At 47.4% G+C, this 23,124-nt stretch carries 22 protein-coding genes; 5 read left to right on the top strand and 17 right to left on the bottom strand.

What is annotated here, in order from left to right:
* Positions 1-2: 2 nt before the first annotated feature.
* From EG028_RS15430 to EG028_RS15415, 4 genes are all read right to left on the bottom strand, one after another.
* The gene (locus EG028_RS15430; protein WP_120517456.1) at positions 3-611 is read right to left on the bottom strand and encodes a GyrI-like domain-containing protein; all 609 of its coding nucleotides are present in this window, start codon (positions 609-611) and stop codon (positions 3-5) included.
* Between the two features lie 48 nt (positions 612-659).
* Positions 660-1,619 (bottom strand): helix-turn-helix transcriptional regulator, encoded by a 960-nt coding sequence (locus tag EG028_RS15425; protein ID WP_120517455.1) that lies wholly within the window; start codon positions 1,617-1,619, stop codon positions 660-662.
* A 282-nt stretch (positions 1,620-1,901) separates the two neighbouring features.
* Entirely contained in the window at positions 1,902-2,936 is a 1,035-nt protein-coding gene (gene cydB / locus EG028_RS15420; RefSeq protein ID WP_120517454.1) for a cytochrome d ubiquinol oxidase subunit II, read from the bottom strand.
* A gap of 15 nt (positions 2,937-2,951) precedes the next feature.
* Positions 2,952-4,349 (bottom strand): cytochrome ubiquinol oxidase subunit I, encoded by a 1,398-nt coding sequence (locus tag EG028_RS15415; RefSeq protein WP_120517688.1) that lies wholly within the window; start codon positions 4,347-4,349, stop codon positions 2,952-2,954.
* A 691-nt stretch (positions 4,350-5,040) separates the two neighbouring features.
* Here EG028_RS15415 and EG028_RS15410 point away from each other — a divergent pair.
* Positions 5,041-7,038 carry an ATP-binding protein gene (locus EG028_RS15410; RefSeq protein ID WP_162946536.1) on the top strand — a complete coding sequence of 666 codons (1,998 nt, stop codon included), beginning with the start codon at positions 5,041-5,043 and terminating at the stop codon, positions 7,036-7,038.
* On the opposite strand, the gene EG028_RS15405 is transcribed toward EG028_RS15410, so the two are convergent.
* From EG028_RS15405 to aqpZ, 6 genes are all read right to left on the bottom strand, one after another.
* Entirely contained in the window at positions 7,033-7,782 is a 750-nt protein-coding gene (locus EG028_RS15405) for an SOS response-associated peptidase (protein ID WP_120517452.1), read from the bottom strand. The two genes, EG028_RS15410 and EG028_RS15405, sit on opposite strands and share 6 nt — an antisense overlap.
* Before the next feature lie 5 nt (positions 7,783-7,787).
* Positions 7,788-8,276, bottom strand: coding sequence for a hypothetical protein (locus EG028_RS15400; protein ID WP_120517451.1), 489 nt, complete (start codon positions 8,274-8,276; stop codon positions 7,788-7,790).
* A gap of 3 nt (positions 8,277-8,279) precedes the next feature.
* A complete protein-coding gene (locus tag EG028_RS15395; protein WP_120517450.1) occupies positions 8,280-9,545 on the bottom strand; it encodes a Y-family DNA polymerase in 1,266 nt (421 codons plus the stop codon).
* Between the two features lie 43 nt (positions 9,546-9,588).
* Positions 9,589-9,804 (bottom strand): hypothetical protein, encoded by a 216-nt coding sequence (locus EG028_RS15390; protein ID WP_120517449.1) that lies wholly within the window; start codon positions 9,802-9,804, stop codon positions 9,589-9,591.
* A gap of 76 nt (positions 9,805-9,880) precedes the next feature.
* Complete coding sequence (locus EG028_RS15385) at positions 9,881-10,249, bottom strand: response regulator (RefSeq protein ID WP_120517448.1); 369 nt, start codon at positions 10,247-10,249, stop codon at positions 9,881-9,883.
* A 344-nt stretch (positions 10,250-10,593) separates the two neighbouring features.
* The gene (gene aqpZ / locus EG028_RS15380; protein ID WP_120517687.1) at positions 10,594-11,301 is read right to left on the bottom strand and encodes an aquaporin Z; all 708 of its coding nucleotides are present in this window, start codon (positions 11,299-11,301) and stop codon (positions 10,594-10,596) included.
* A 137-nt stretch (positions 11,302-11,438) separates the two neighbouring features.
* Between aqpZ and EG028_RS15375 the strand changes: the two genes are divergently transcribed.
* Positions 11,439-12,212: a DUF4350 domain-containing protein gene (locus EG028_RS15375; RefSeq protein ID WP_120517447.1), complete on the top strand. Its 774-nt coding sequence runs from the start codon at positions 11,439-11,441 to the stop codon at positions 12,210-12,212.
* 54 nt (positions 12,213-12,266) lie between these two features.
* Here EG028_RS15375 and EG028_RS15370 read toward each other — a convergent pair whose 3' ends face one another.
* On the bottom strand, positions 12,267-13,736 hold the full coding sequence (locus tag EG028_RS15370; RefSeq protein ID WP_120517446.1) for a glycosyltransferase family 39 protein: 1,470 nt from the start codon (positions 13,734-13,736) through the stop codon (positions 12,267-12,269).
* A 156-nt stretch (positions 13,737-13,892) separates the two neighbouring features.
* Between EG028_RS15370 and EG028_RS15365 the strand changes: the two genes are divergently transcribed.
* Positions 13,893-15,395 carry a glycosyltransferase family 39 protein gene (locus tag EG028_RS15365; RefSeq protein WP_120517445.1) on the top strand — a complete coding sequence of 501 codons (1,503 nt, stop codon included), beginning with the start codon at positions 13,893-13,895 and terminating at the stop codon, positions 15,393-15,395.
* 1 nt (position 15,396) lies between these two features.
* Here EG028_RS15365 and EG028_RS15360 read toward each other — a convergent pair whose 3' ends face one another.
* Entirely contained in the window at positions 15,397-16,119 is a 723-nt protein-coding gene (locus EG028_RS15360; RefSeq protein WP_120517444.1) for a VOC family protein, read from the bottom strand.
* A gap of 123 nt (positions 16,120-16,242) precedes the next feature.
* On the opposite strand from EG028_RS15360, the gene EG028_RS15355 reads away from it, so the two are divergent.
* A complete protein-coding gene (locus tag EG028_RS15355) occupies positions 16,243-16,587 on the top strand; it encodes a winged helix-turn-helix transcriptional regulator (protein ID WP_120517443.1) in 345 nt (114 codons plus the stop codon).
* Between the two features lie 45 nt (positions 16,588-16,632).
* Here EG028_RS15355 and EG028_RS15350 read toward each other — a convergent pair whose 3' ends face one another.
* Both EG028_RS15350 and EG028_RS15345 read right to left on the bottom strand, forming a co-directional pair.
* Complete coding sequence (locus EG028_RS15350; RefSeq protein WP_120517442.1) at positions 16,633-16,992, bottom strand: iron chaperone; 360 nt, start codon at positions 16,990-16,992, stop codon at positions 16,633-16,635.
* 38 nt (positions 16,993-17,030) lie between these two features.
* Positions 17,031-17,435, bottom strand: coding sequence for a VOC family protein (locus EG028_RS15345; RefSeq protein WP_120517441.1), 405 nt, complete (start codon positions 17,433-17,435; stop codon positions 17,031-17,033).
* 241 nt (positions 17,436-17,676) lie between these two features.
* On the opposite strand from EG028_RS15345, the gene EG028_RS15340 reads away from it, so the two are divergent.
* The gene (locus tag EG028_RS15340) at positions 17,677-18,666 is read left to right on the top strand and encodes an alpha/beta fold hydrolase (RefSeq protein WP_120517686.1); all 990 of its coding nucleotides are present in this window, start codon (positions 17,677-17,679) and stop codon (positions 18,664-18,666) included.
* Between the two features lie 117 nt (positions 18,667-18,783).
* Here the strand turns inward: EG028_RS15340 and EG028_RS15335 are convergent, their stop codons facing one another.
* The 3 genes from EG028_RS15335 to EG028_RS27845 all read right to left on the bottom strand — a co-directional run bounded on the left by EG028_RS15335 (position 18,784) and on the right by EG028_RS27845 (position 22,817).
* Positions 18,784-20,811 (bottom strand): hypothetical protein, encoded by a 2,028-nt coding sequence (locus EG028_RS15335; RefSeq protein WP_120517440.1) that lies wholly within the window; start codon positions 20,809-20,811, stop codon positions 18,784-18,786.
* 115 nt (positions 20,812-20,926) lie between these two features.
* Positions 20,927-21,739 carry an XRE family transcriptional regulator gene (locus EG028_RS15330; protein ID WP_120517439.1) on the bottom strand — a complete coding sequence of 271 codons (813 nt, stop codon included), beginning with the start codon at positions 21,737-21,739 and terminating at the stop codon, positions 20,927-20,929.
* Positions 21,740-22,535: 796 nt separating this feature from the next.
* Entirely contained in the window at positions 22,536-22,817 is a 282-nt protein-coding gene (locus EG028_RS27845; RefSeq protein ID WP_120517438.1) for a hypothetical protein, read from the bottom strand.
* Positions 22,818-23,124: the final 307 nt, after the last annotated feature.

Below are 23,124 nucleotides of genomic sequence, written 5' to 3'. Positions count from 1 at the left end.
ATTCAATCCCTCAAAGATTTCACATCCAATCTTAAGATCGTTTTTAATTTCCCTGGCGCGGTTTTTCCGGGATCGCTGAGATAAATTTCGTGATGCGCCCCCGTCACTTCAAGATGATGTTGCTGAATGTATTCATCCAGCTTTTGCAGGGTGGGTGTTTCTTCGCTGTAAGGGCCTATATGCAGGATCTGCGCGGCAAGGGCGGCGGGCTGGGATTCCCATTGCAGCTCACCAAGATGCGGCAGATTTTTGTTGCCGGCGAGCGCGGCGCCCTGTTTGAAATCGTTCCTGGTTACGAAAGACGGCATCTGGATCTGGAGCTTCCAATGCCATTCCTCCTTCGGGCGGTCGCCTACAGGCTCGCCGCACTCCGTCCACCAGAGGCCTTCCAGCGAGGCTACTTTAAAATCCTTGTCTTGTAGTTTGTTGATCTTTTTGACGTTGTAAGCGGTCGCATACAGCGCTTTGATCTTTGCCTTAAAATCGCTGGTATCCGGATCACCGGCGCCTTCCACGACAATGTAATTGCCGGCGGCGATGGTGACCAGTTCGGGCGCGGCTTTAGCGCGGTAGTATTGTTTCTGTTCTTTGGAAAGGTCAGTCTTTTGCATAAGTTGTCAGTTTATGCAAAGAAAACCATGGGGTGTGACAGCCTTATGTCAGGAGTGGTGTTTATCCAGTTCATCAATTTGTTTGCGGACCAGCTGTTTCAGGTCCTGGGGTTCAACGATGGTGGCGCCTTTGCCCATCATCATCAGCCAGCGGGCAAAGTAGCTGAGATGATTATACATAAAATGCATCTCCACATACTGTTCTTCACTTTTCTCGTGCACCACGCCGTAATAATATTTCTGTTCCCGGAGATAACGGGCCACATCGTGCGAGAACCGGATCTTTACCAGGGTAGGCTGCTCGGATTCCGCCTGGAATTCTTTGCTGATATACTCCTGGAGGCCCATCCGCTTGCTTTTGTCGAAGTTCTTATCGGTAAGATGGAGAGATTTGATACGGTCCGCCCTGAAATCGCGGTAATCTTTCCTGAGCAGGCAATACCCGATGAGGTGCCAGCTGCTGTTCATATGAAAAATGCCGATGGGCTCAATCTCCCGGCGGCTGACGGAATCGCTGTGAAAGGAATAATACTCCATGGACAGCACGCGCTGGCGGGCCACAGCTTCCTGGATGTCCGTCAGGAAGCGGTTGGGAAACTGCTCGTCCGTGGATACCCTTGGGCTGCGCAGCACGGCGATATTGTCGTCCAGTGATTCGAGGAAGTCTTTGTCGTTGCCGCGCAGTACGGCCCTGATCTTTTGCATGGCATTGCTGAACTGCTGATGGTTGGACCGGTCGCTGTGTTTTTCCATGAGTTTTTCGCCGGTGAGCAGCGCGGCGGCTTCGGTACGGTTAAACATAATGGGGGGCAGATGGTAACCATCCACGATATAATAACCGGTGCCGGCTTCGGAACCAATAGGCACGCCGGCTTCCATCAGGGCTTTTACGTCCCGGTACACGGTGCGGAGGCTCAGGTTATACCGGTCGGCTATTTCCTGGGCTTTCACAATTTTTTTCCCTTGAAGCTGTATAAGTATAGCAGTTAGGCGGTCGATGCGGTTCATAAGCCAAATTTACATTTTCCCCGGCGCCAAGGAAACCCCGGAAATCTTTTTGACGTATTTAAACCAAAGTCTTTTTAAATAGTCAAATGGTATGACGACAGAAAAAAACATGTTTCAACGCACATGTTTTAGGAAATAAGGACGTCTAACCAATCATAAAGACACAACTAATAAGATATTTATAATACTAGTTGCTGTTACAGCATATAGTTAGGTTAAATGGTAAAGCCCTGATAATTCCTTATCGGGGCTTCTTTTTTGCTTCTTAACCGGCATTTTAACCTAATAACTCATTTCGTTCAGCTTCACTTTACCCCTGAAGGTCCAGAAAACAAATATTGTATAAGAAATCACCAGCGGCGTACCGATGGCGGCCATCAACAGCATGATCCTCAGTGATTTGGGAGAAGAGGCAGCATCATAGATACTGATGCTGAAGGCAGGGTCCAGCGTGGAAATAACGATATTGGGATACAGCCCGATGGCGAACAGGATAAGCAGGATCGCCGTAATGCAGCTTGAGAAGACAAATGCGGTGAAGTATTTGCGGGCGTCGATATTCCTTTTGATGTTCAGCACCGTGAGCACAGCGAGCAGCGGAAGGGCAAACAACCAGGGGTTTTGTTTGAACTCCTCACTCATATGGGGGATATAGATCAGTGTAGACATGCTGGAGAGTATAAAACAAAGGATAAAGAACTTGCTGCAATTGTTCACCAGCACGGTAAGTTTGGCGTACAGCCTGTTTTCCGTTTTCATCACAAGGTAAATTGCGCCATGCAGCATAAACAGGGAAAGGGTGGTGAAGGCGATCAGGACGGCGTAAGGGTTAAAAAAAGTAAAAAGATCGCCGGTGAACGCATGTGTTGCGTCGATGGGGATGCCCTGGATAAGATTGCCCAATATCAGCCCAAGCAGCAGGGTAATGAGCGTGCTGCTGGCCATGTAGCTGATATCCCACATTTTCCGCCACCAGGCCATCGGCTCTTTGCTCCTGAACTCTATCGAGATGGCCCTGAAGATCAATGCCACCAGGAAAAGCATAAAAGGAATATAAAATGTTGACAGGATCGTGCCGTATACCAGCGGGAACCCGGCGAACAATGCGCCCCCGGCAATCACCAGCCAAACTTCATTCCCGTCCCACACCGGCCCGATAGCATTCAGCGCGATGCGCCTGCTTTCTTCTTTGTTAAAAAAGAGGTGAAGACTTCCCGCGCCCAGGTCAAAACCGTCCAGCACGCCATAGCCGGTAATGAGGCCGCCAATGACGAGGAACCATAAAGTAGGGAGATCTAATCCGAGAATTGTTTCCATAAATTGTTCGTTTTATCAGGGATGTTCAGGAGCCTGGAGTTGTTTGATATTACGTTTTGAGAATTCGTCGCTTTCTTCTTCTTCATTGAGCGTCATAGCCGGCCCATGCTGGATCTTTTTGTTCAGCAGGTAAAGGAACAGGATAAAAAGAAGGGTGTAGACCAATGTAAAAAGCACCAGGGAAAATATTACCTGGTTTGCCTTTACGTCTTTGCTCAAAGCATCCGAAGTGCGGAGGAGGCCGTACACCACCCAGGGCTGGCGGCCCACTTCGGCCGCGTACCAGCCCGCCTGGTTGGCGATCTGGGGCAACAATACCGCCCAAACGAAAATGGTCATCAGCCATTTCCGGTTAAAGAGTTTTTTCTTCCAGAGCAGGTACAAAGCCAGCAGGGTAAGCCCTATCAAAGTCACGCCGATGGCCACCATCAGGTGATACGTCTGGAATACGAAGTTCACCGCGCCGGGCCGTTCGTTTTCAGGGAAAGCTTTCAGGCCGGTAACGGGGGCGGAGAAGCTACCGTGCGTGAGGAACGAAAGCCCGCCGGGGATGCGGATGCCGGCTGTGTGCCCGGACTGTTTATCCACCCATCCCACAATGTACATATCCGCCACGCCTGAGCTGTCGAAGTGCCCTTCCATGGCCGCGAGTTTGGCGGGTTGGTATTCGCTCACATATTCCGCGGAGCGGTGCCCGGTGAAAAGCTGGGCCAGTGCGCTGATAGCGGCTACGGTAAGTCCTATTTTGAACATCGCTTTTGCCGGGGTTACAAACCGGTCCTTTACAATATACCAGGCGGCCACGCTCATCACCAGGAACGAACCGGCGAGGAAAGCGCCGATGAGCACATGCGACAAACGGTCTACGGATGAGGGATTAAACACCATTTCCCAGAAGTCTGTAATGATCGCCCTCGCTTCCAGCCCTTCGCCTTCAATCACGTAGCCGGTGGGCGTTTGCTGCCAGCTATTGGCCACCACGATCCAGATGGCGGAGAAGATGGAGCCCAGCGCCACCATGATCGTGGAAAAGAAATGAACGCCTTTGCCCACCCGGTTCCAGCCGAAGATCAGGATGCCGAGAAAACCCGATTCCAACGCAAAGGCAAAGATGCCTTCCGCCGCCAGCGCACTGCCGAACACATCGCCCACGTACCGGGAATAGGTAGCCCAGTTAGTCCCGAACTCAAACTCCATTACAATGCCCGTAGCCACGCCGATGCCGAATATCAGCGCGAAGATCTTGATCCAGAAGCGGGTAATGTCTTCATACATCTTATTGCCCGTGCGCAGGTACATACCTTCCATGATCACGAGGCACACGCCCAGCCCGATGCTCAAAGGCGGATAGATGTAATGGAAAGCGATGGTAAAAGCAAACTGTATGCGCGAGAGGATTTCTACAGAGGGCATGATGCTGGAGTTTATTTCGCAAAAGTAGCCTGCCTGCCGGTGGTATATCCTGATGGCCGTCATAACAGGGACCTGACGTTGATCAATTTAAGAAACAACCCCGGTAAAGGAAAGGTTTTCGAAAAAAGACCGTTAAATACCCGTTAACTCGCTGAAAAATAACGCATTCCTTTAATAACAAGCTTTTAACACTTATGCCACGGCCAGGATTTTACCTTTGGTTTGTCATTGAGGCTGATTTACAATTGTAAAAGGCTTTCAGTGAGTTAAATTGGAGCGTATTTAACAGGTCTGGGGTTCTCCCCGGACCTGTTCTTTTATGGTAGTTCGGAGTCCTATTAACCACCAATTAACAATTCTTACCATTTTGTGTGATTAATTTCGGCCGGAGCCAAAATTTGTATTACCAGTAAGTTCAAATATAAATTGGAGAGTAAATTTCCCTGGCCCGATCTTCATCGGGCCAGTTTTTAAACGAACCGGGTTTTGTTAATCGTTTGTTGCTGATGTGTGCGGATAAATACCTTTGAGAATTTTAATTTATTGATAATCAAAATAATATCAACCAAATCTGTTGCAGAAGAAGTGTTGAGGAACTGTGAAAAAAGGCGTAACTTCTGACAGGCAATTGTTTGTAATAATGATCAGCCAATGGTTTAATATCATTAAGAAAACAGGTCTATCCTCGGATATGAAAGACGGCGATGGCAGAAAGATCATGGTCGTTAATTCATTTAGCTTCCTGACTGCCTTGTTGTGTACCTTTTGCGGGGTATCGCTCGCCCTTATGTCCGGCGATTATTCCATCTTTTTTACCGCCATGGGTTTTGTAAGCGGCTTCCTCTCCATCCTGCTCCTCAACCGCAACAAAAAATATTCAGCCGCCAAGTTCGGGCTGATGTTCGTTTTCTGTATGGTCATGTTGTATTATGGCGTCACTTTCGGGGAAAGCACGCAGGTACATTTCCTGGGGCTGTTCCTCATTGGCGTGCCATTGCTGATCTGCTCACCGGCGGAAAAAGAACTGAAGTTCATGTGCCTGGTGCTGATCCTGACCAGCCTTATATTGCTGGAGACGAATTATTATTTTATGGTGATAGAGCCGATGGAAATGAGCCGCGACCTCACCTTTATGTTCCGCTGGCTGATCATGTCCATCGTATTGCTGCTGAACGGTATCGTGATCAGTTTTTACCAGATCAATATCAGCGGCCTGGTAAAAAGGCTGAATAAAAGGAACGATTCACTGAAAAAGAAAAACGAGCTCGTGGTAAGCAAAGAGGCAGAACTCGTCTCCGCCTACACGAAGCTGGAAGATTATAATGCCAAGCTCGAAACAGAAGTGCGCAATCGTACCATGCAGTTGCGTAAAAGTAATATGGCGCTGGAAGCCATGCTGGTGAACCTGAAGGATAACAATGCCCAGCTCCGCGACCAGGACCAGCAGTTGAAAGGGTATGTGGCCGAACTGGAATCCCTTAAGCAGGACCTGATGCAGGCCCGCGACGAAGCGCAGCACGCCAATGCCGCTAAGTCCGCTTTCCTCCGGGAGATCAGCCACGAAATACGCAACCCGCTCAACGCGATCATCGGTATCAGTTTCCTGTTGCTGAACGAACAGGCTAACCGGAACAAGATCCCCCGCAGCATCGTGCACCTGGTGGATAATATTCATAACAGCAGCCGCAACCTGCTGGAGATCATCAACAATGTGCTGGAGCTGGCGAGGATAGAAGCCGGCAAAACGGATGAACTGCATCCGGAACCATTTGTGCTGCGTGAATGGATCCGCAGCGTGGTGAATATTTACCAGGATGCGTCGAAAGTAAAAGGCGTCACGCTGCAATTGCAGGTGGATCATAAACTGCCCGGCGAAGTAGTGGGGGACAGGTTGCATCTCACGCAGATCGTGAACAACCTGCTGGGCAACGCGCTTAAATTCACGCCATCGGGTAAAAAAGTAACCCTGCATATCTACCTGCAGGAACCGGCGCAATGGTGCCTCCGCGTAGCGGACGAGGGTGTGGGTATCGCGAAGGAAAAACAAAAACTCATCTTCCAGCCATACGAACAGGCGGATGAATCCATTCACCAGAACTTTGGCGGCACAGGGCTGGGGCTTACCATTTCCCGCCGCATCACAGAGCTGATGGGCGGCACAATAGAAGTGTGGAGCGAACAGGGGCAGGGCGCCGCATTTACCGTAACGCTGCCGCTGGAAGTGGAAGCGGTATCATTGCCGGCAGAGCAGCAGGACGAGCGCAGGGAATACGCCGCTTTCCCCTCGGACAAAACGGTGTTGCTGATGGAAGACAGCGAGATCAACCAGATGATCATGGAGCGTTTCTTCTCGCACCTGGGTATTCATTTGCTGATTGCCGGCAACGGCGAGGAAGGCCTGGCGATGGCGCACAACTGCCACCCGCACCTGATCATTATGGATATGCATATGCCAAAACTCACCGGCAATGAAGTGATCCGTTTTATCCGCGAAGATCCGGAACTACAGCACATTCCCGTGATCGCTATTTCCGCCGACGCTTTCCGCGAGCAGCAGAAAGAAGCATTGGATGCGGGCGTGAACGAATACCTGATCAAACCCGTGGAATTTGACCGGTTGTATTCCGTAATGGATAAATATCTCAGTAAAGAAGCGCCTTATCCGCTGAGGATCATCAAAGCATCATAGCGCGGGAAGGTCCGCGTACGCCACTTTTTCTATCACTCCTTCATCATCGGGCTTTGCTTTGCGCACAGAATTCACCGTCCAGTATTCCATTTCATCTGAAGGGAGGGAATAATTGAGGATGCGTTGGATATCCGTGTCGGGGAGGTCTGGCCGCAGCCATTCTTTTTCCAGCTCTGCCGGCAGTATCAGCGGCATACGCCCGGCATTGTCACCGCCGTTGTGAATGCGGCTCATGATATCGTTCGCATCCCTGGTGAGCACGGTGAAGGTGCCCGGCAGCTCTCCTGTTTCTGGATTGGGGAGATGAGAGTAGGTATAAAGCCCGGCGATAAAAAACATATCGCGGTTTTTGAGGCGGATGTAATAAGGTACTTTATTTTTCCAGCCGGGGATCTCACGATGTTCAAAAAATCCTGTGGCCGCTACCAGGCAGCGGTTCTTGCGTATGCGGCTCCAGTATGCTTTTGTATCCAGCACTTTTTCAGAGCGGGCGTTCACCATCCACTTGCGGCCTTTTTTGATCTCTTCCGGCGTTTTCATATAATTCGGTATCACGCCCCATTCAAATTTCATGAGTTTCAGGGTGCCTTTATCATTTAACACTACCGGCCATTTGGGGTATGCCTGCGCCACTTTGTGAAAGGTCGGTTCAAAGTACATATCCAGCGGGCCTATGTTATTCAGCTCGGGGACATAATCAAATATGGATTCAACGCTGGCGGAAAATGAAAGATCGTAACACATTGACGTTATGTTTTTTCTATTTCGGAAAGGGGGATGTTTTGTTCTTCTTGTTTGTGCTGCTTTAAAGTAAGGAAAAGTTCACCAAACCTGATAAAAAGCCTGATGGAAACGTCTGTTCTTCCCTCCTGGCTCCGGCTGGCGTGTACCCTCACAAACCTCCTGACGGCCGCGGTGAGCATAGGGCCGGGTTTCCATTTTTTATCTTTCAGCAAAGCGATATACACGGCATATCCTTCGGGTTGCGTTGCGGCATGATATAACTTTTCTTTATCCGCCGCATTGCTGATATCATAAATATACCTGCGTTGATCCGTAAGGATGGCATCATAATGCGCCGTGGCTTCGGCGGCGGAGCGGTAGTGCGATATCAGCAACGATTCTTTGGCGCCCGGTTTCATTCCGCGGAAATAACTTTGCCGCACAAAATATACGTGCCCCGCCTGGATAAGACCATCCAGCACTGTTACCTGTAATATGGAAAGCGGGTTGTGCATTCATTATATTTTAGCGCGCAGGATCTCCAGCAGCCGCGTGGTGAACCGTTTGGACAATTTCTCCTGCTTCAGTTGTCCTTTAGAGCCTTTACCCTGCACTGCAAATTTAACAACCTGTTTGCCATGAAAGTGTTGGTGAATTCCATCCAGCGCTTTCATCAGTTTTGATTCGCGTGTTTTGTCTTCTTCCGAAAACAGGTTCTGCTGCACGGAAGTTTCCGGTACGAGATCAAAGGTAAGAATGCCGACCTTTTTATAATTATAACCTGGCCTGAAGATACGGTCCAGCGCATCCATGGCGTGCTGCAAAAGGGTGGGCGTACTGTTGGATGGCGTGGGCAGGCGCATGGTAATGGATTTGTGGTATTGTTTATCCTGGTTCCTGAAATAGTTGGTGGAAAGGAATACCTGTATGGCGGCGGTGCAACTTTGTTGTTTGCGGAGCCTTTGTGCGCAGATCGCTGTGTAATTGGCCAGCACTTCGCGGATATCGTTTTTTTCGGTGAGCAGCTGCCCGAAGGAGCGGGCTACGCAGATGCCTTTTTTGGGGGAGGCTTCTTCCTGGAAAGGAATACTGGGGATGCCGCGCAATTCATGCACCAGCCGCAGGCCCACCACCGTGAATTCTTTTCTTACCCAGTCATCGGGTGCTTTGGAAAGGTCCAGGGCGGTCTGGAACCCTTTTTGGCGAAGCTTTGCCGCATATTGTGCGCCGATGCCCCATATATCCTCAACTGCGGTGACCGCCATCACATCCCTGATCTTTTCTTCGGAATCCAGTACCCATACGCCGGCCCGGCGGTGATGTTTTTTGGCAAAACGGTTGGCCATTTTGGCCAGCGTCTTGGTAGGCGCTACGCCCACGGATACGGGCAGGCCCACTTCATCGAAGATATTTTTGCGGATGCCGGCGGCGATGGCGGGCAGGTCTTTCATCCCGGAAAGGTCAAGAAATGCTTCGTCTATGCTGTATACCTCCATATCTGGCGAGTAGCGGGAAAGGACGCGCATCACCCGGTTGCTGAGGCTGCCGTATAACGTGTAATTAGAGGAAAACATGACACCGTTATGCTCCGTCAGTATCTTTTCAATCTTAAAGGCAGGGTCGCCCATGACGATACCGAGGGCTTTGGCTTCTTCCGAGCGGGCTACCACGCAGCCGTCGTTATTGCTGAGTACCACCACGGGGCGGTGGAGAACGTCCATGTTGAAGTTGAAGAGCCGTTCGCAGCTGACATAGAAATTATTACAATCAACCAGGGCAATCATAATGCTATTATTATTAGCAAATCTAGCTAAAAATATTGGCATTTCAGGCAAAGTGCTGTACAATTGCAGCGGCGAGCTGCTCCACCAGGGCCGCGTCCACGGGCTCGCCGGAGGTAATGGCGCGGAGATTGTCTTCCTCGTCCAGCTCAAATGAGATGCGGCTTCCGGGAGTGTCTACATGAAAAGAAATACCATAACCCTTTACATAGGGCGTAACCTCATAAAGTTGATCACTGATGGTAACGGAGAAAGGGGACATACCGCAAATATCGCCAATCCGGTTAATATGCTATCAGGCAAAAAACGCAGGTCCGGAAAACCGGACCTGCTAAAGATCAACGCCCCAAAAGACGGTTGATCGTGCCGGTTAACTCGAATGGGCAGAAAGGCCGGATAACAGTTTCGTCCGCGTCGATGCCGAACCAGCTGCTGACGCTGCCGGTTAGGAATGCCGCGGGAATAATAACGAGAATGGGGAATGGCCTGAGCTGCTTTTTGCGCTCAAGCACGGTAGCCAGTTCCCGGAGATGCGGGAATGGCAGCTTCAGGTCCGCTATCACAAGATCATAATCATGCGTATGAAGCAACAGCGTAGCTTCTTTTCCATTATAGGCCAGGTCTGCGTCGTATCCCTCTTTATGTATAATCAGTTCTATCACATGAATCATCAGCAGATCATCCACAATTACCAATATCCTTTTCATATACAAAACATGGTTGCTCCACGCAGCATAAATGGCATAGCTCTTCCAGCCGGGTTCTCCGGCGCTCTCTTATGCTGCTAAAATGGATTCTTGATTAATTAGAGACGTGTATACAGGTATACTTCTGTTTCTTTCATGGCCAGGCCACAGGTTCAGGGTGTATACGGTTAAACGGTTAAAATGACTTTTGCATATACTGTGCCAAAATCGTTTTTGGTTAATGCGTATTAACGTTCATCTGTTTGTGTTAGCGGGAAACAGAACCGGGCCTGATCATACCACAAAGGTCAATCAGGCCCGGTTCCGACAACAGGGGGTAATACTTATGTTTTAGGCAGGGATGCCTATTTCTTCTCCAGTACGCGCCACACAAGGGCTGCCGCAATGCCACCCACGATGGGGGCTACGACAAAAAGCCAGAGCTGGGACATGGCCTTGCCGCCGGCGAAAAGTGCGGGGCCGAAGCTCCTGGCCGGGTTCACGGATGTGCCTGTAATAGGAATGGCCACCATGTGAATGAGCGTAAGCGTTAACCCGATGGCCATACCAGCCATGGCGCCATTGCCCCATTTGCCGGTGCTGCCGAAGATCACGAAGAGGAAAAGGAAGGTGAGCACCGCTTCGGCGATAAAGGCAGAGGAGGTGTTGTATCCCGCCCCGTAACCCTCGCCCCATCCATTCGAGCCTAAGGCCCATTCGCCGGGTATCCAGCCGGTCAAACCTTTTTGTATGCAATACAATACGGCCGCACCGATCACGGCGCCGATCAGTTGCGAGATGATGTATCCCGCGGCATCTTTGCCGTTGATCTTACCGGCTACCAGCATGGCAATGGTGATCGCGGGATTGATGTGGCAACCTGATATGCCGCCGATGGCGTAACACATCACCAATACCGCCAGCCCGAAGGCGAACGCGATACCCAGGATGCCGATACCGGCCGGACCTGTAAGAGAAACACCCGATACGACCGCTGCGCCGCAGCCGAATAATACGAGGGCGAAAGTGCCGACCAGTTCTGCAAAATACTTCGTGGATGACTTTATTTCCATAAGGTTCAGGTTTTGAGCTATAAACAAATGAGCGGGACTGATTGTTGTCAGGCGCGCAAAAAGTGCCATTGGGCGGGGCGGTTTGGAAATACATGCAAACGTTTGCAAATCCGGGGGCGGCATCGTAATTTGTTGGAATGAAAGCCATACTTATCGCTCTTTTCATGCCGCTTTCAATGGCGGCTTCCGCACAAAAAATGCTGCTGGATAGTTATTTCAACAACGAACAGAAAAAAGACGCCGGCGGCCAGATGCGCTCCTGGCATTATAAGTGGGAAGAAACCGCGATGTCCGGCTTCTCCATCCTGGGCCAGGAATTCCTGCGCAACGGAGCGGACACCGCTACGCTGTACGCCGCGCCCACCGCCGGAAATCTCCAGGGCGCCGCGGTATATATCATCGTGGATGCGGACAATGAAAAAGAAAACCCTTCACCAAACTTCATCTCCCCCGCCGATATCTCCGCCATTGAACAATGGGTGAAAAAAGGCGGTGTGCTGGTACTGATGGGCAACGACAGCGCTAATGCCGAGCTGACCCGTTTCAGCGCGCTGGCGGAACGTTTTGGGATCTCTTTCACCAAACGCAGCAGGAATATGGTAAAGGGAAAAGAATTCGCTACCGGCGCGGTACATATTCCGGCGGGCAACGAAGTGTTCCCTTCCATCAAAAAGGTATATCTCAAAGAAGTGAGCATCCTGGAAGTGAAGAGCCCGGCAAAGGCGCTTATTACTGAGGGCGCCGATGTGATCATGGCTGTGGCCGGCGTTGGCAAAGGCACTGTGTTTGCCGTGGGTGATCCCTGGCTGTACAATGAATATACCGATGGCACACGCATCCCTGCGGAATATGAAAATGCGGGCGCTGTAAAGGACCTTGTGAAGTGGCTGCTGAAGCAGGTACACAGATAAGCTGCATGTTGTTCAGCCGCCTCGTGTACATGGCAGGCGTGGAAAAAGGCTGACTTATTCAAACACTTGTTTTTCCAAGGTGGGCCAGATCTCTTTGAGTTTTATTTTCGGCTTGCGGCAGAGGTACACCGGTATGTTGTTTTCTTCTTCGATGGCATAAGGATGTTTGATGATCCTGATAAGCTGGTGTTCTTCATAAACCCTGTCCACCACATCAGGCTCGTTGCCGATGCTGATCGCGATTTCGCCGGAAAGCGGTCCGGGCCCCCAGGTCCAGAAGCTGCCGTGGCGGCATACGGGCTCCCTGTTGCCGATGATGCGGATGGCGCCCGCTTCTCCGTAGTTCTCCGCCCAGAAGATACACTTCTGCTGATCTTCCGGTGACAGCGTGTTATAAATGCTGTCCGCCAGCGCTACCTGTTCCTTCCAGCCGAACATGTCCGCATAATCGCTGGTGAACTTATAATGCCCTTCTGCATCTGGTTTTTCATGACTGTATTGGATAAATTTTTCAACGGGAAGAATAGGGATGAGATAAGGCATCCAGGGAATGACCATAGCCAGCAAAAGCAAAGCTGGCGCCAGATTCCAGTAAGGCCGTTTTTGAAAAATCCTTTCCAGCCAAACGGCGCCCGCGGCAAACATGGGCGGATATGCGGCAAAAAAATAGTATGATTTTGAACGCAGCACCCACATCAAAAAGAACATGGTCACGAAAGCAATTCCCAGGAAACGCCAGCGGGGCTGCCGCATCACGAAATACAGGCCGCCGAGGCTCATCAGCAGCGTAACCGGGGAAAACGCCTGCTCTATTGCAAATTCAAACACGTCTTTTTTGTCCAGCTGCGTTTTGGCCAGTTGTTTCATATGCAGCAGGAATGGAATGTCGTGCTGGTATTGCCAGATCATATTCGGCAGAAAGATCAGGAATGCCGCGGCGCCGGCGATATACAACCATTTGTTGCGGTACATGCGGGCTTTTTCGTGAAAGAGTAAAGCGAATAGTATCCCCGCGATCCATACCATGAAAGTATATTTGTTCATCAGCCCGAAACCGGCCGTGATACCCGTACACAGGAGATAAACATTTCGCTGCGTATTCACAAAACGAAGTATAAAATAAAACCCCAGCGCCCAGAACATCTGGTCGAATGCAACAGGCTGAAACAAAAAATGATTCCGGTAATAAGGCAGGAATGACAATGCGCAAACGCCTGCCAGGAACACGGCCCACTTTTTCCCGCCCAGCTCCACGGCCATCATGCAGCAGAGCACTACAATAACAACCCCGGCCAGCGTGGCGAAAAGCCGCATGCCGGTGAGCGAATGATCGAAGAACAGGATGGATACCCTGGCCACCCAGCCGATGAACGGGGGGAATTCAAAATATCCCCAGGCGGGATGATGGCCGGCGCTGAGATGCAACAGCTCGTCCCGCATGAAATCGTAATTATGATTCCCGGCCATATGTACGGCGAGTTTCACCAGGCATAGCGCTAAAATGAGGGGCAGGTAATTTTTCATGATCTTCCAGACTGTTACAGCGATGTTAAATTGAAGAACGAACGCTAATAAATATATGAAAAATAGCAGGTTATACGTTGCATCGTGGAGCGCCCGGAAATTTCCGGAACGAATTTGGCAGGCATGAACTTGTCGAGATAACTGTTACAACCGGATATGAAGATAAAAAATTTCCGGGATGACCTGCAAACTGCTTACACCGAAAACAGGTGGCTGGTATGGTCTGCCTTGTTCATCCTGCTGTTGAGACTGGCTTTTATTGGTTTGATGGGATTGATGCCCCAGGATGCGTACTACATGTTTTATACGGAGCATCCTGCCGCGTCTTACTTTGATCATCCGCCGGGTATTGCCTGGGTACTGAAGATGTTTACGGCTGTATTGGGGAAAAAAGTATACGCTGTAAAGCTGGCGGATACGGTGATCACTTTGCTGACATTAGCCTTTTTTTACCGGCTTTCGCTCCGTTTCCTCAGCCGTCGCCGGGCGTCGAACGCTTTGCTTTTATTCAGCTCCACCCTCATGGTCACGATACTCTCGCTGGTGTCCACACCGGACGTGCCGCTGATGCTCTGCTGGACGCTGAGCCTGCTTTGCCTTTACAAGGCGTTATTCCTCGAAAAGAAAGTTTATTGGCTGCTGGCGGGCATTATGATGGGGCTTGCATTTGACAGCAAATACACCGCGGTGTTCCTGCCGGCAGGCCTGTTGTTATACCTGGTGTTGTCCGGCTCACATGGCAAATGGCTGGGGACGGTATGGCCCTGGCTTTCATTTGTACTGATGATGTTGGTTTTCAGCCCGGTGCTCTGGTGGAATGTTCAGCATGATTTTGTTTCGTTCAGGTTTCAGTCCACGGGCAGGGCTGAAGGGATCGAATTCAGCATCAAGGACTTCCTGGGCGTACTGGCCCATCAGTCCGCCATCCTGGCGCCGGTCCTGTTTTTCAGCCTGTTATGGATGCTGTACAAAGTGACCCGGAAATACAAAGGCAAACTCTGGGCGGTGCCGGATCATACGTTGTTCCTTTTATGTTTTTTCCTGCCCGTATTCTTTTCTTTTCTCGCCATTTCATTTATCTATTGGGTGAAGCTGAACTGGATGATGCCCGCTTACATCACCGGTATGATCTGGGTAAGCAGGTATTTTTCGCGCAAAATGATCAAATGGCAGCAGGTAGTGGCAGTGGTGATACATGTGGCGCTGGCGATCGAGCTGCGCTGGTATCCTGTGCCGGTGCGCTCGGACGATGTGTGGGTGGGCTGGGGCAGGATGGCGAGGGCGGTGCAGCAACTGAAACGCAATTATCCCGCTGATTTTGTTTTTTCAGCGGATGATTATAAAACAAGCGCCGTATTGAATTTTTATATGGACGAAATGGTCTATAGCTATAACATTCTCCGTAAGCCCGCCCTGCAATTCGATTATGTGGGTACGAACCTGGCGTTGCTGAAAGGGAAAAACGCATTGTTCATCAACTCCATCAAAGGCGATGAAAAAGATGAGCGGCAGTTTGCCGATTCCCTGCGCAGGTATTTCCATTACGTGTACCCGCTTCGGCCCATCGAAGTAAAAAGAGGGCCGAGGATGGTCCGGAAGTTCCTCGTGTACCGTTGCGAATATTACGTTCCGGGCAGGCCCGAATTATCCGGGCGCTGACTCACAACAGTCCTTCGAGTATTTTCCAGTAATGCGGATTGAGTTTCTGTTTCAGCAGGGAAAGTTCATCCACGGACAGCATCAGGCTCATGAGGCCCACTTTGCATTCCTTTTCCCTTTTGAGTTCTTTCCGTTCACGGGCAAGGTCCAGGCGCATCAGCAGGGCTTCCGCGATATCCGTTTTGGCTTCATTGCCGTCGCGTTTCAGCGCAACGTCCAGCGTTTTGGCGGCGGCGGTGTAATCGTTTTTGTAATCACTGAAGCGGATGGCGATGACCATTGATTTCTGAAGCGGGGTAAGATGAGGGTCATCCGCTTTTTCGTATACTTCCTGGTCTTTTTCGCCGTAGCTGATGAAGATGATGGAATTGCCGGATACGTCCGTAAGGGTGAATCTTGTTTGCCCGGGCTTCATCCGAGAGATCCGTGGTGTGCCGGCATTGGGGATCTTGCCGTAACCTTTTTTGAATTGCCGGGTGAATTCGCGGTGCACCTTTTCCGCGTCCGAGACCATTACCAGGCAGCCGGAGTAATTATTGGCGGGGCCTATGCCTTTCACCCGCACGAAATGCAGTTCATAGCCGTTTCTTGCCACGGCGCCATACTGGTAAGGCCTGAGTTGTTTGTAAGTAGTGGTGAAACCCAGCAGTTCCCAGAAGGTTAAAGTATCCTCTAATTCAATGCAGGGTAAAACGGGGACGGTCATCCATTCTTTCGGGGACATAATTGGCAGATTTTGTGAGGCGCAAATCTATGTTTTGAATTGATTCACCGGGCTTTATATACTTTTTTGTCGATAAAGGAAATGTGTTTAACAGGATGATTTCCAATTGATTAAATTTGCATCATGAAGGATTTTATCTATCGCAGCCGGGTCTATTACAGCCCGGTGGAATTTGCCATGGCATTTATCGGCGGCACCTGGAAAATGCCGGTGTTATTAAGTCTTCGCAACGGCCCCGTAAGGTATGGCGACCTGAAAAATGCGATACCCCACATTTCCCACAAAATGCTGAATACGCAACTGAGAGAGCTGGAAGAAAAAGGAATGCTCACGCGGCACATCTATGTGGAGAAACCCCCGCGCGTGGAATACCGGCTCACAGAGAGGGCGGAACGCGCGCTGCCGGTGATCGATGCGATCGGGCGGTATGGAATGGAATTGATGGGAGAGGAGGGGATTGAATTGTAAAAAGGGACTGATCATCTTTTTTGACAATCAGCCCCTTTTGCGGTATTACTTTTCATTCTCTTTTTTCCTGAATTCAATGATCTTTTTTATCAGGTCCAAAGGCAGCGGTTCATTGCCGGGGAACTGGATAGCGGACTTGGAGACCTTATACTTTTTTAAGTCTTTCTCAAACGCTTTCAGCAGTTCGGCGCTAAACGGATGCGAAAGCGAAATATGTTTGGCGTAAGCCGAATAATAGACTAGGTAACCCTTGTATTTAAAACAGGGTATCTGGTAACTGATCGTTTCTTCCACCCCGGGCGCTACTTTGTGCACCACATCCCGGATGGCCTGCATTCTTTCCTGCACTTCCTCCGGGAAAACATTGTGGTATTCGTCGATCGTTTTATAATCTGTTTTTGCCATTGGTATAAATTTTTAAGCAAGGATTAAGCCTGTTGAATTTACCCTGGCATCTGGGTTTCGTCCATATAGGCCAGTTCCCACTGGTGGCCGTCCAGGTCGGCAAAACTGTGCTGGTACATCCAGCCATGGTCCTGCGGTTCATTATAAATTGTTGCGCCCAGTTCTTTCGCTTTTGCGATGGTATTCACTACCTCTTCCTTCGAACTTGCATCCAAAGCGATCAGTACTTCGGTTTGTTTGGTGGCGTCCGATATTCCCTTTTTGGTAAAGGTTTGGAAATAAGGTTCGATGAGGAGCATTACGTATATGGTATCGCTGATCACCATACAGGCTGCGTTCTCATCAGTAAATTGCGGGTTGAAGCTGTAGCCAAGCCCTTCAAAAAAAGCCTTTGACCTGTTGAGGTCTTTTACGGGGAGATTGATAAAAACCTTTGTTGCCATGATGTTTGGATTTTATTGTTGATCAATATCGGTTTGATACTACAAAATAAGATATTCCGGCGAAGGATCATTGGTCGAAAACATGTGTACGCCGATAAATTTACGGATCGTTTGCCGATATAACGGCTGTTCACCGGTTTTTTGGGGGCTACACTATAGTGTAAATTATGCAAGGCATGGGGTTTCAATGAAAGAACGCTGGGAAACATTACATACATTCGCTTTGCCTAACGATAAAATCATGAAAAAAAGAAGCCTGATATTAGCTCTGCTAACAATTGCAGTTCCATTTTATGTATGTAATGGACAAAGTAAAAAAGAACTTAAACCTGAAAATGTTCCGGTAAAAATTGATACGCTTATAACAACTGAAATTGGCGGAATAAAACAAGTCATAGGAATTAAAACGGATGATTCCAATAAACCAATACTTCTCTTTTTATCGGGTGGTCCCGGAAGCTCGATGATGAATAGTGCGGGTTCTTTTACCCATCTTTTAAAAGATAAGTTTACCATTGTTCAATGGGATCAAAGAGATGCGGGGAAAACATTAAAATTAAATGCTTCGCCTGTCCAGCCGTCAGTTGGGCAAATGGAAGAGGACACCTACCAGGTGATTGTTTTCCTGACAAAGACATTAAAGCAGGAGAAAATATATTTATTAGGCAGTTCCTGGGGGAATGTTTTAGGCTTTTACATCGTTCAAAAACATCCTGAACTATTACATGCCTATTTTGCTTCAAATCCTGTTATCAGTCAAATGGCGAGTGAGAAGAATCTGCTCGAAACTCTGAAAGTTTATTTTAAGGACAATCCTCTTGCCAGCAAAGAATTGGCGGACGTAAATATTCCTTTTAAAAATGACGAAGACTTGTTTTATTTAAGGAAGTGGCTCTTTTACAAAGAGGGTAAGGAATATGTATTAAGTGATAATTTCAAAAACGGGTTTCTTCAGTGGTCAAAAACCTGGTCGCCTGCGTGGAATGAAGTCATGAATATTGATTTGCCAAAGACTTTAAAGAAAGTTGACTGCCCCGTTTATTTTTTCGTCGGCAAAAACGATATTCAGACATCGACTAAAATCACAGAAGGATATTTCGGGGAATTAAAAGCGCCAAAGAAGGATCTGTTTTTATTTGAAAATTCCGGGCATCAGATTCATCAGGATGAACCGGAAAAGTTTCAGCAGGCAATTATCAGCATATTGGATACGGTTAAATCTGAAAAGTAAAAGTGTCAAAGTATCTTCCAGGATCAGACAAATAGAAAAAGCCTTCAAATCTTACGACTTGAAGGCTTTTAAATTTTTTAGCGGGGATGATTGCAAAAATTTGAAATCATTAGAGCTTTATCTTACAAATAACTTATCAAAAAATGGATTGTGCCGTGTTACGGAAAAGTCGAGCAGTTTTCTAAATGTCATAACTTCAATGTGAAGGTTAATTTCTGGCTCGATCTTAAAGTAAGTACCAAACGGCGTTTTCTTCCATCCTTTATCTTCATTATAGCTGGCCAGTTGAGTAGGAATTACATCTAAGATAACAAAACCAAACTTGGGCGTTGTCTTGTGAATAACGACTTGGTTTCCTTTATAGTTTTTCTTGTTAGGTTGGTAGAGAAACTCATCGAAATACGGTTCAACCAGCTCTGAAAACTGCCACCGATAATCCTTTTTATTTTTCTGATGTGCTGTATCGCCGGGCCTTTTGAATTCAAAAACGACCATAGAGTTAACCTCTCCACCGCTACGGTCCCCAAAACTTATAGGATTATCAAACATAGGTGGCTCATCAAGTAAGATCAGGTCCAATTCTTTGCGGCTTTTTTTCTGTGAGTAGGAAGTAATAGCTTTGTCTGAGGCAATAAATTTATAGGTAATAAAACGTTCATCAAGCAACCATAGGTTATGGTTCTCATAGTCCAATTCATTATTGGTGAGGCCAAGTGGGAATACTAACTTATGTACGTCCTGCTCTAACTTATAATTTCCACTCTCATCAGCATCTAGAAATTTGTCAAACAATTCCAAGATCGCTTTCCTGCGGGTCATATAATCTGCAAGACTATCTACGTCATAGGCCGTTTTCTCTTTAATATCATTAATGATGTTTGAAATAGCCTCCTCGTTAATGGATTTATCGTCGATGAATTTCTGGATATTTTTTTCGACGTTTTTCCTGGCGTTATAGGAAATCCGGTAGAGGTGCTCTTCTAATTTATCCTCCGGCAGATTCGGCGGAATACTTTGCAGTATTTCCGGATTTTTAATGAAGCTGTTATAACGAGGGGCTTTTGTCTGGATATAGGTTGCGATTTGTTGAACGCTTTTATCCTTGGCTCCTTTTACAAAACTGTCGTACTCCTTTTCCAGTAACTTAGAAACTTCCTCTTCAATGTCTTGGAAAGAAACAATATCAGAAGATTTGAATAATAAATTCTCCTTTTCCTTTGGAATATTAAACCCATTACGGGCTTTATAAACTTTGCTATCCAGGAATTTTGAAACTAAATAAATATCAAAGAAGTAATAACTGCTATCAACCAGAATGGGAAAGGTAAAGATGCTATTTATATTCTTTAAGTTTCTTGGATTACCCACAGATCGGTCATTGGCACAATAATATAGATAGTTGTTGCGCCGGTTACCCGTTTTAGGTGTTTTAGTAATGTATATTTTAAATTTATGTCCGTTCAATGGAAACTCTCGCTCTTTCTCACGCGAAACCTTTTCGAACAAATCATTAATTACTGCACCGCTTTTATCTTCCATGTCAATGAGCTCTATGACTGGAAGGTTACCGCTGAGATAGTAAATGAAGCAATGCTGCATAATTGCTTCCGCAATCTGCTCTACAGTCAGAGCTGACCGCTCTCGGACTAATTCGTTGTAGCAGTTTTTGATATAAACGGTGGTCCTCCATTTACTTTGATCACTTTCTGCAAAAGTTTGAGATTCTATTTCTTTGTCAGTCGTGAATTTAAATGTCCTGTTCCACCACTGGCCATTTTCATTGTAATTACTGTCTACAAGAAATTCCTGATAGGCAGCAAGGATAGTAAAACGACCTATCCCCTTACAGCCGTGATCTTTATTTACCTGAGAAAAAGGCGTCTCGAAGGATTCAAAGTTTCTCTTATTAAACCCAACACCATTATCAATTACTTTGAAGGAAGCAATTGTCTTGACATTATCAAAGTTTAACGCTTGGGACAGATCACCACGTTCTACTTGTATCTGGATCTTCTGTTGGGATTTCGGAAGAGCTGATTGTTGCAAACTAATAATTGAATTAACAACACATTCCAAGAGGGGTAAAAGGACATCCTCTGATGTTAGATCCACTGTTTCAACTAGGTTCTTTACGGGGACTTCCATTGGGTATATATTGACTGTAAAATAATGAAATTATTGTTTGGTGTCAGGTAGATATTCTGTTCTAAGTGTGCCGGCCCATTGTTTCGTTTCGTATAACATCATCCATTTGTAACAGTCACAATTTCTGCGACAGGGCCTTTAATTCCCTGTGGACCTCTTCTATCTTCTGCAGCAGGTGGCCACTCGTTGTTACGGGTTCCAACTCCTCGTCTGTCCAGTAGCTATGATACTTCCAAAGCTCAAGTACTTCATTGACGGAGAGCTCATAGGGTTTATAAGCAGGGTTCAGGGAGATCATCAACAAGGTTCCTTCCGCCTCGATTTTGTTCTCCACCACCTTAAAGACTATGCCATCATTTTTAGTGATCACCACGCAGGGCGTGCCACATTTAACCACTGTCCAGTCCTGCATATATTCCACAATTACATAGGAGCCATTCCTGACCGGTAGCATTGAATCTCCGCTTACCGGAAACATTCTGAACTTACGGTCCTTCGGCAACTGCGGCATATGAAAGACTGGCAGCTGCGCTATATAATCAGGGTCGCCATAACCAGCACTATAACCAGCCTTGGCCTTCAGGGTAACCATCTCTACGTGTTCTTTATTGTCCGGTGTTATGGTGGTGGCTAGGATGCGCAGCTTAGTACCTCTCGGATAGATATCACCTCCTCTTTGCAACTCCTGCAATTGTAGCTCCCCCAGCCGAGGAAGGTCCACGCTTAGCAAGGTATCAATGGTTAGGCGGTAAAAATCCGAAAAGCGCATAAGGTCCTCAACTATAGGGTTGCGAGTCTGCCCGGTCTCCAAAGCCGATAATTTTTTGCGTGTAATGTTCAATTTGCACGCCAAGTCTTGCTGACTGATTTTCATTCTATTACGCAGAAACCCCAAGTTGTTAGCAAAGAAATTATTTTGAGTCCTCATCTTTTCTGCTATTTTTAAAGGCGTTAGGATGCCACTATTGATGGCAAATATAAAGATATCCTTGAAATAAAATCAAGAATATGGGGAGAAATGAAAGCAAAAAAGTTTCCTTTCTGAAAAGAAGGAGACCTGAAAAATCTTTGACTTCACGTTTCGGCGTATAAAACTTCAGTCTCTCTTTCGAATTAACCATGCTGGATAGCGATCAATGCAAACTTCAGCCCCTCTAGCTCTCCCCTCATTTTTATCCTATCACCGGATGTATCTGTATCTAGTTCTATTAATCGCTGTTCAATAGCAGTAATACGGTTTTTGATTTTATCGATAGCTATGCTGTTGCCCGGATTCCAGGAAGTAGAGGCTACTACTGTTATTTCAGGTACTTGCGTGAGATTGCTTCTTTTTTACCAGGTAGAATTCACCATCATTGAGGTCAACATGATGGATATTCTGTAGACATCTATTGTATGCCTCGTAAAAAACATCTTTAGCCGCAGGCTTTATGATTTTATACTCGTCGCTTTTGTGAGATGACTCATAAGCACTACGGTTGCCGTTTTTAGGTATATAGACGCGTAAGTGCATCTTGTGGGGAGGTAGGGAAACCAGCGCCATCAGATCTTTAGCATTCCTTGTGATATTGGAAGTATTATGTCTTCTGCTTGTTTCAAGAAAGAATTTTTCCATAGACCTGGTACTATTTATCGAACCTTGCTTTCAGTGTTATCATTTAGTGGCTTTTTCCAATGGTACATGCTTATATATGTTCGTTTTGTGCCGATAAGCTTCCCATGAATTAACGACAGCTTTTTCTGTTTAACTTTGACCGTACTTGGGTATTCAGTTGCATAATAGTATCCGCCTGGTCAAAGTTCCTCGGGAGGACCGTATTTTCCTGCATATAGTACACTAAATTCAATACACCTTCCAATGCTCGCAGTTTCTCTTGGTTAGCATCAATTATCCGGCACCATGCTGCAGCGACAGGATGCAATGTTTTAAAACTGGTAGCATCAATAATCTTCCCTTGGGTGAAATTCTCTTGATAGTGCGGATGAATAAAATAATTGATCGTCATAAATGATATTGTGTTGATTCAAAGCTAATAATTTATGCTTTTGGTCAGAAATTATGGGGAGTGATATTAAGGGAAACATTTTACCAGCAAAATTCTCTCTCCTTCCTGGTTGACTAATTACTAATAGAATAAAAACTACCGTCATGAAGTCAGCCTATTTATACGTTCGGGTCAGCATCGACGAACAAAAAAGAAAAGGCTATTCTCTTGTAGCGTTGTCACTAAACAGATCAGTGACCACGTATTCCCCAGCAAAGTTCGAACACCATTTTGGACACCTCAAGCCGACGGCATGTATTGTTAGCCA

It is taken from the genome of Chitinophaga barathri (assembly GCF_003807585.1).
In the GTDB taxonomy this organism is placed as follows: domain Bacteria; phylum Bacteroidota; class Bacteroidia; order Chitinophagales; family Chitinophagaceae; genus Chitinophaga; species Chitinophaga barathri.
This window is presented reverse-complemented; position numbering and strand designations above follow the sequence as displayed.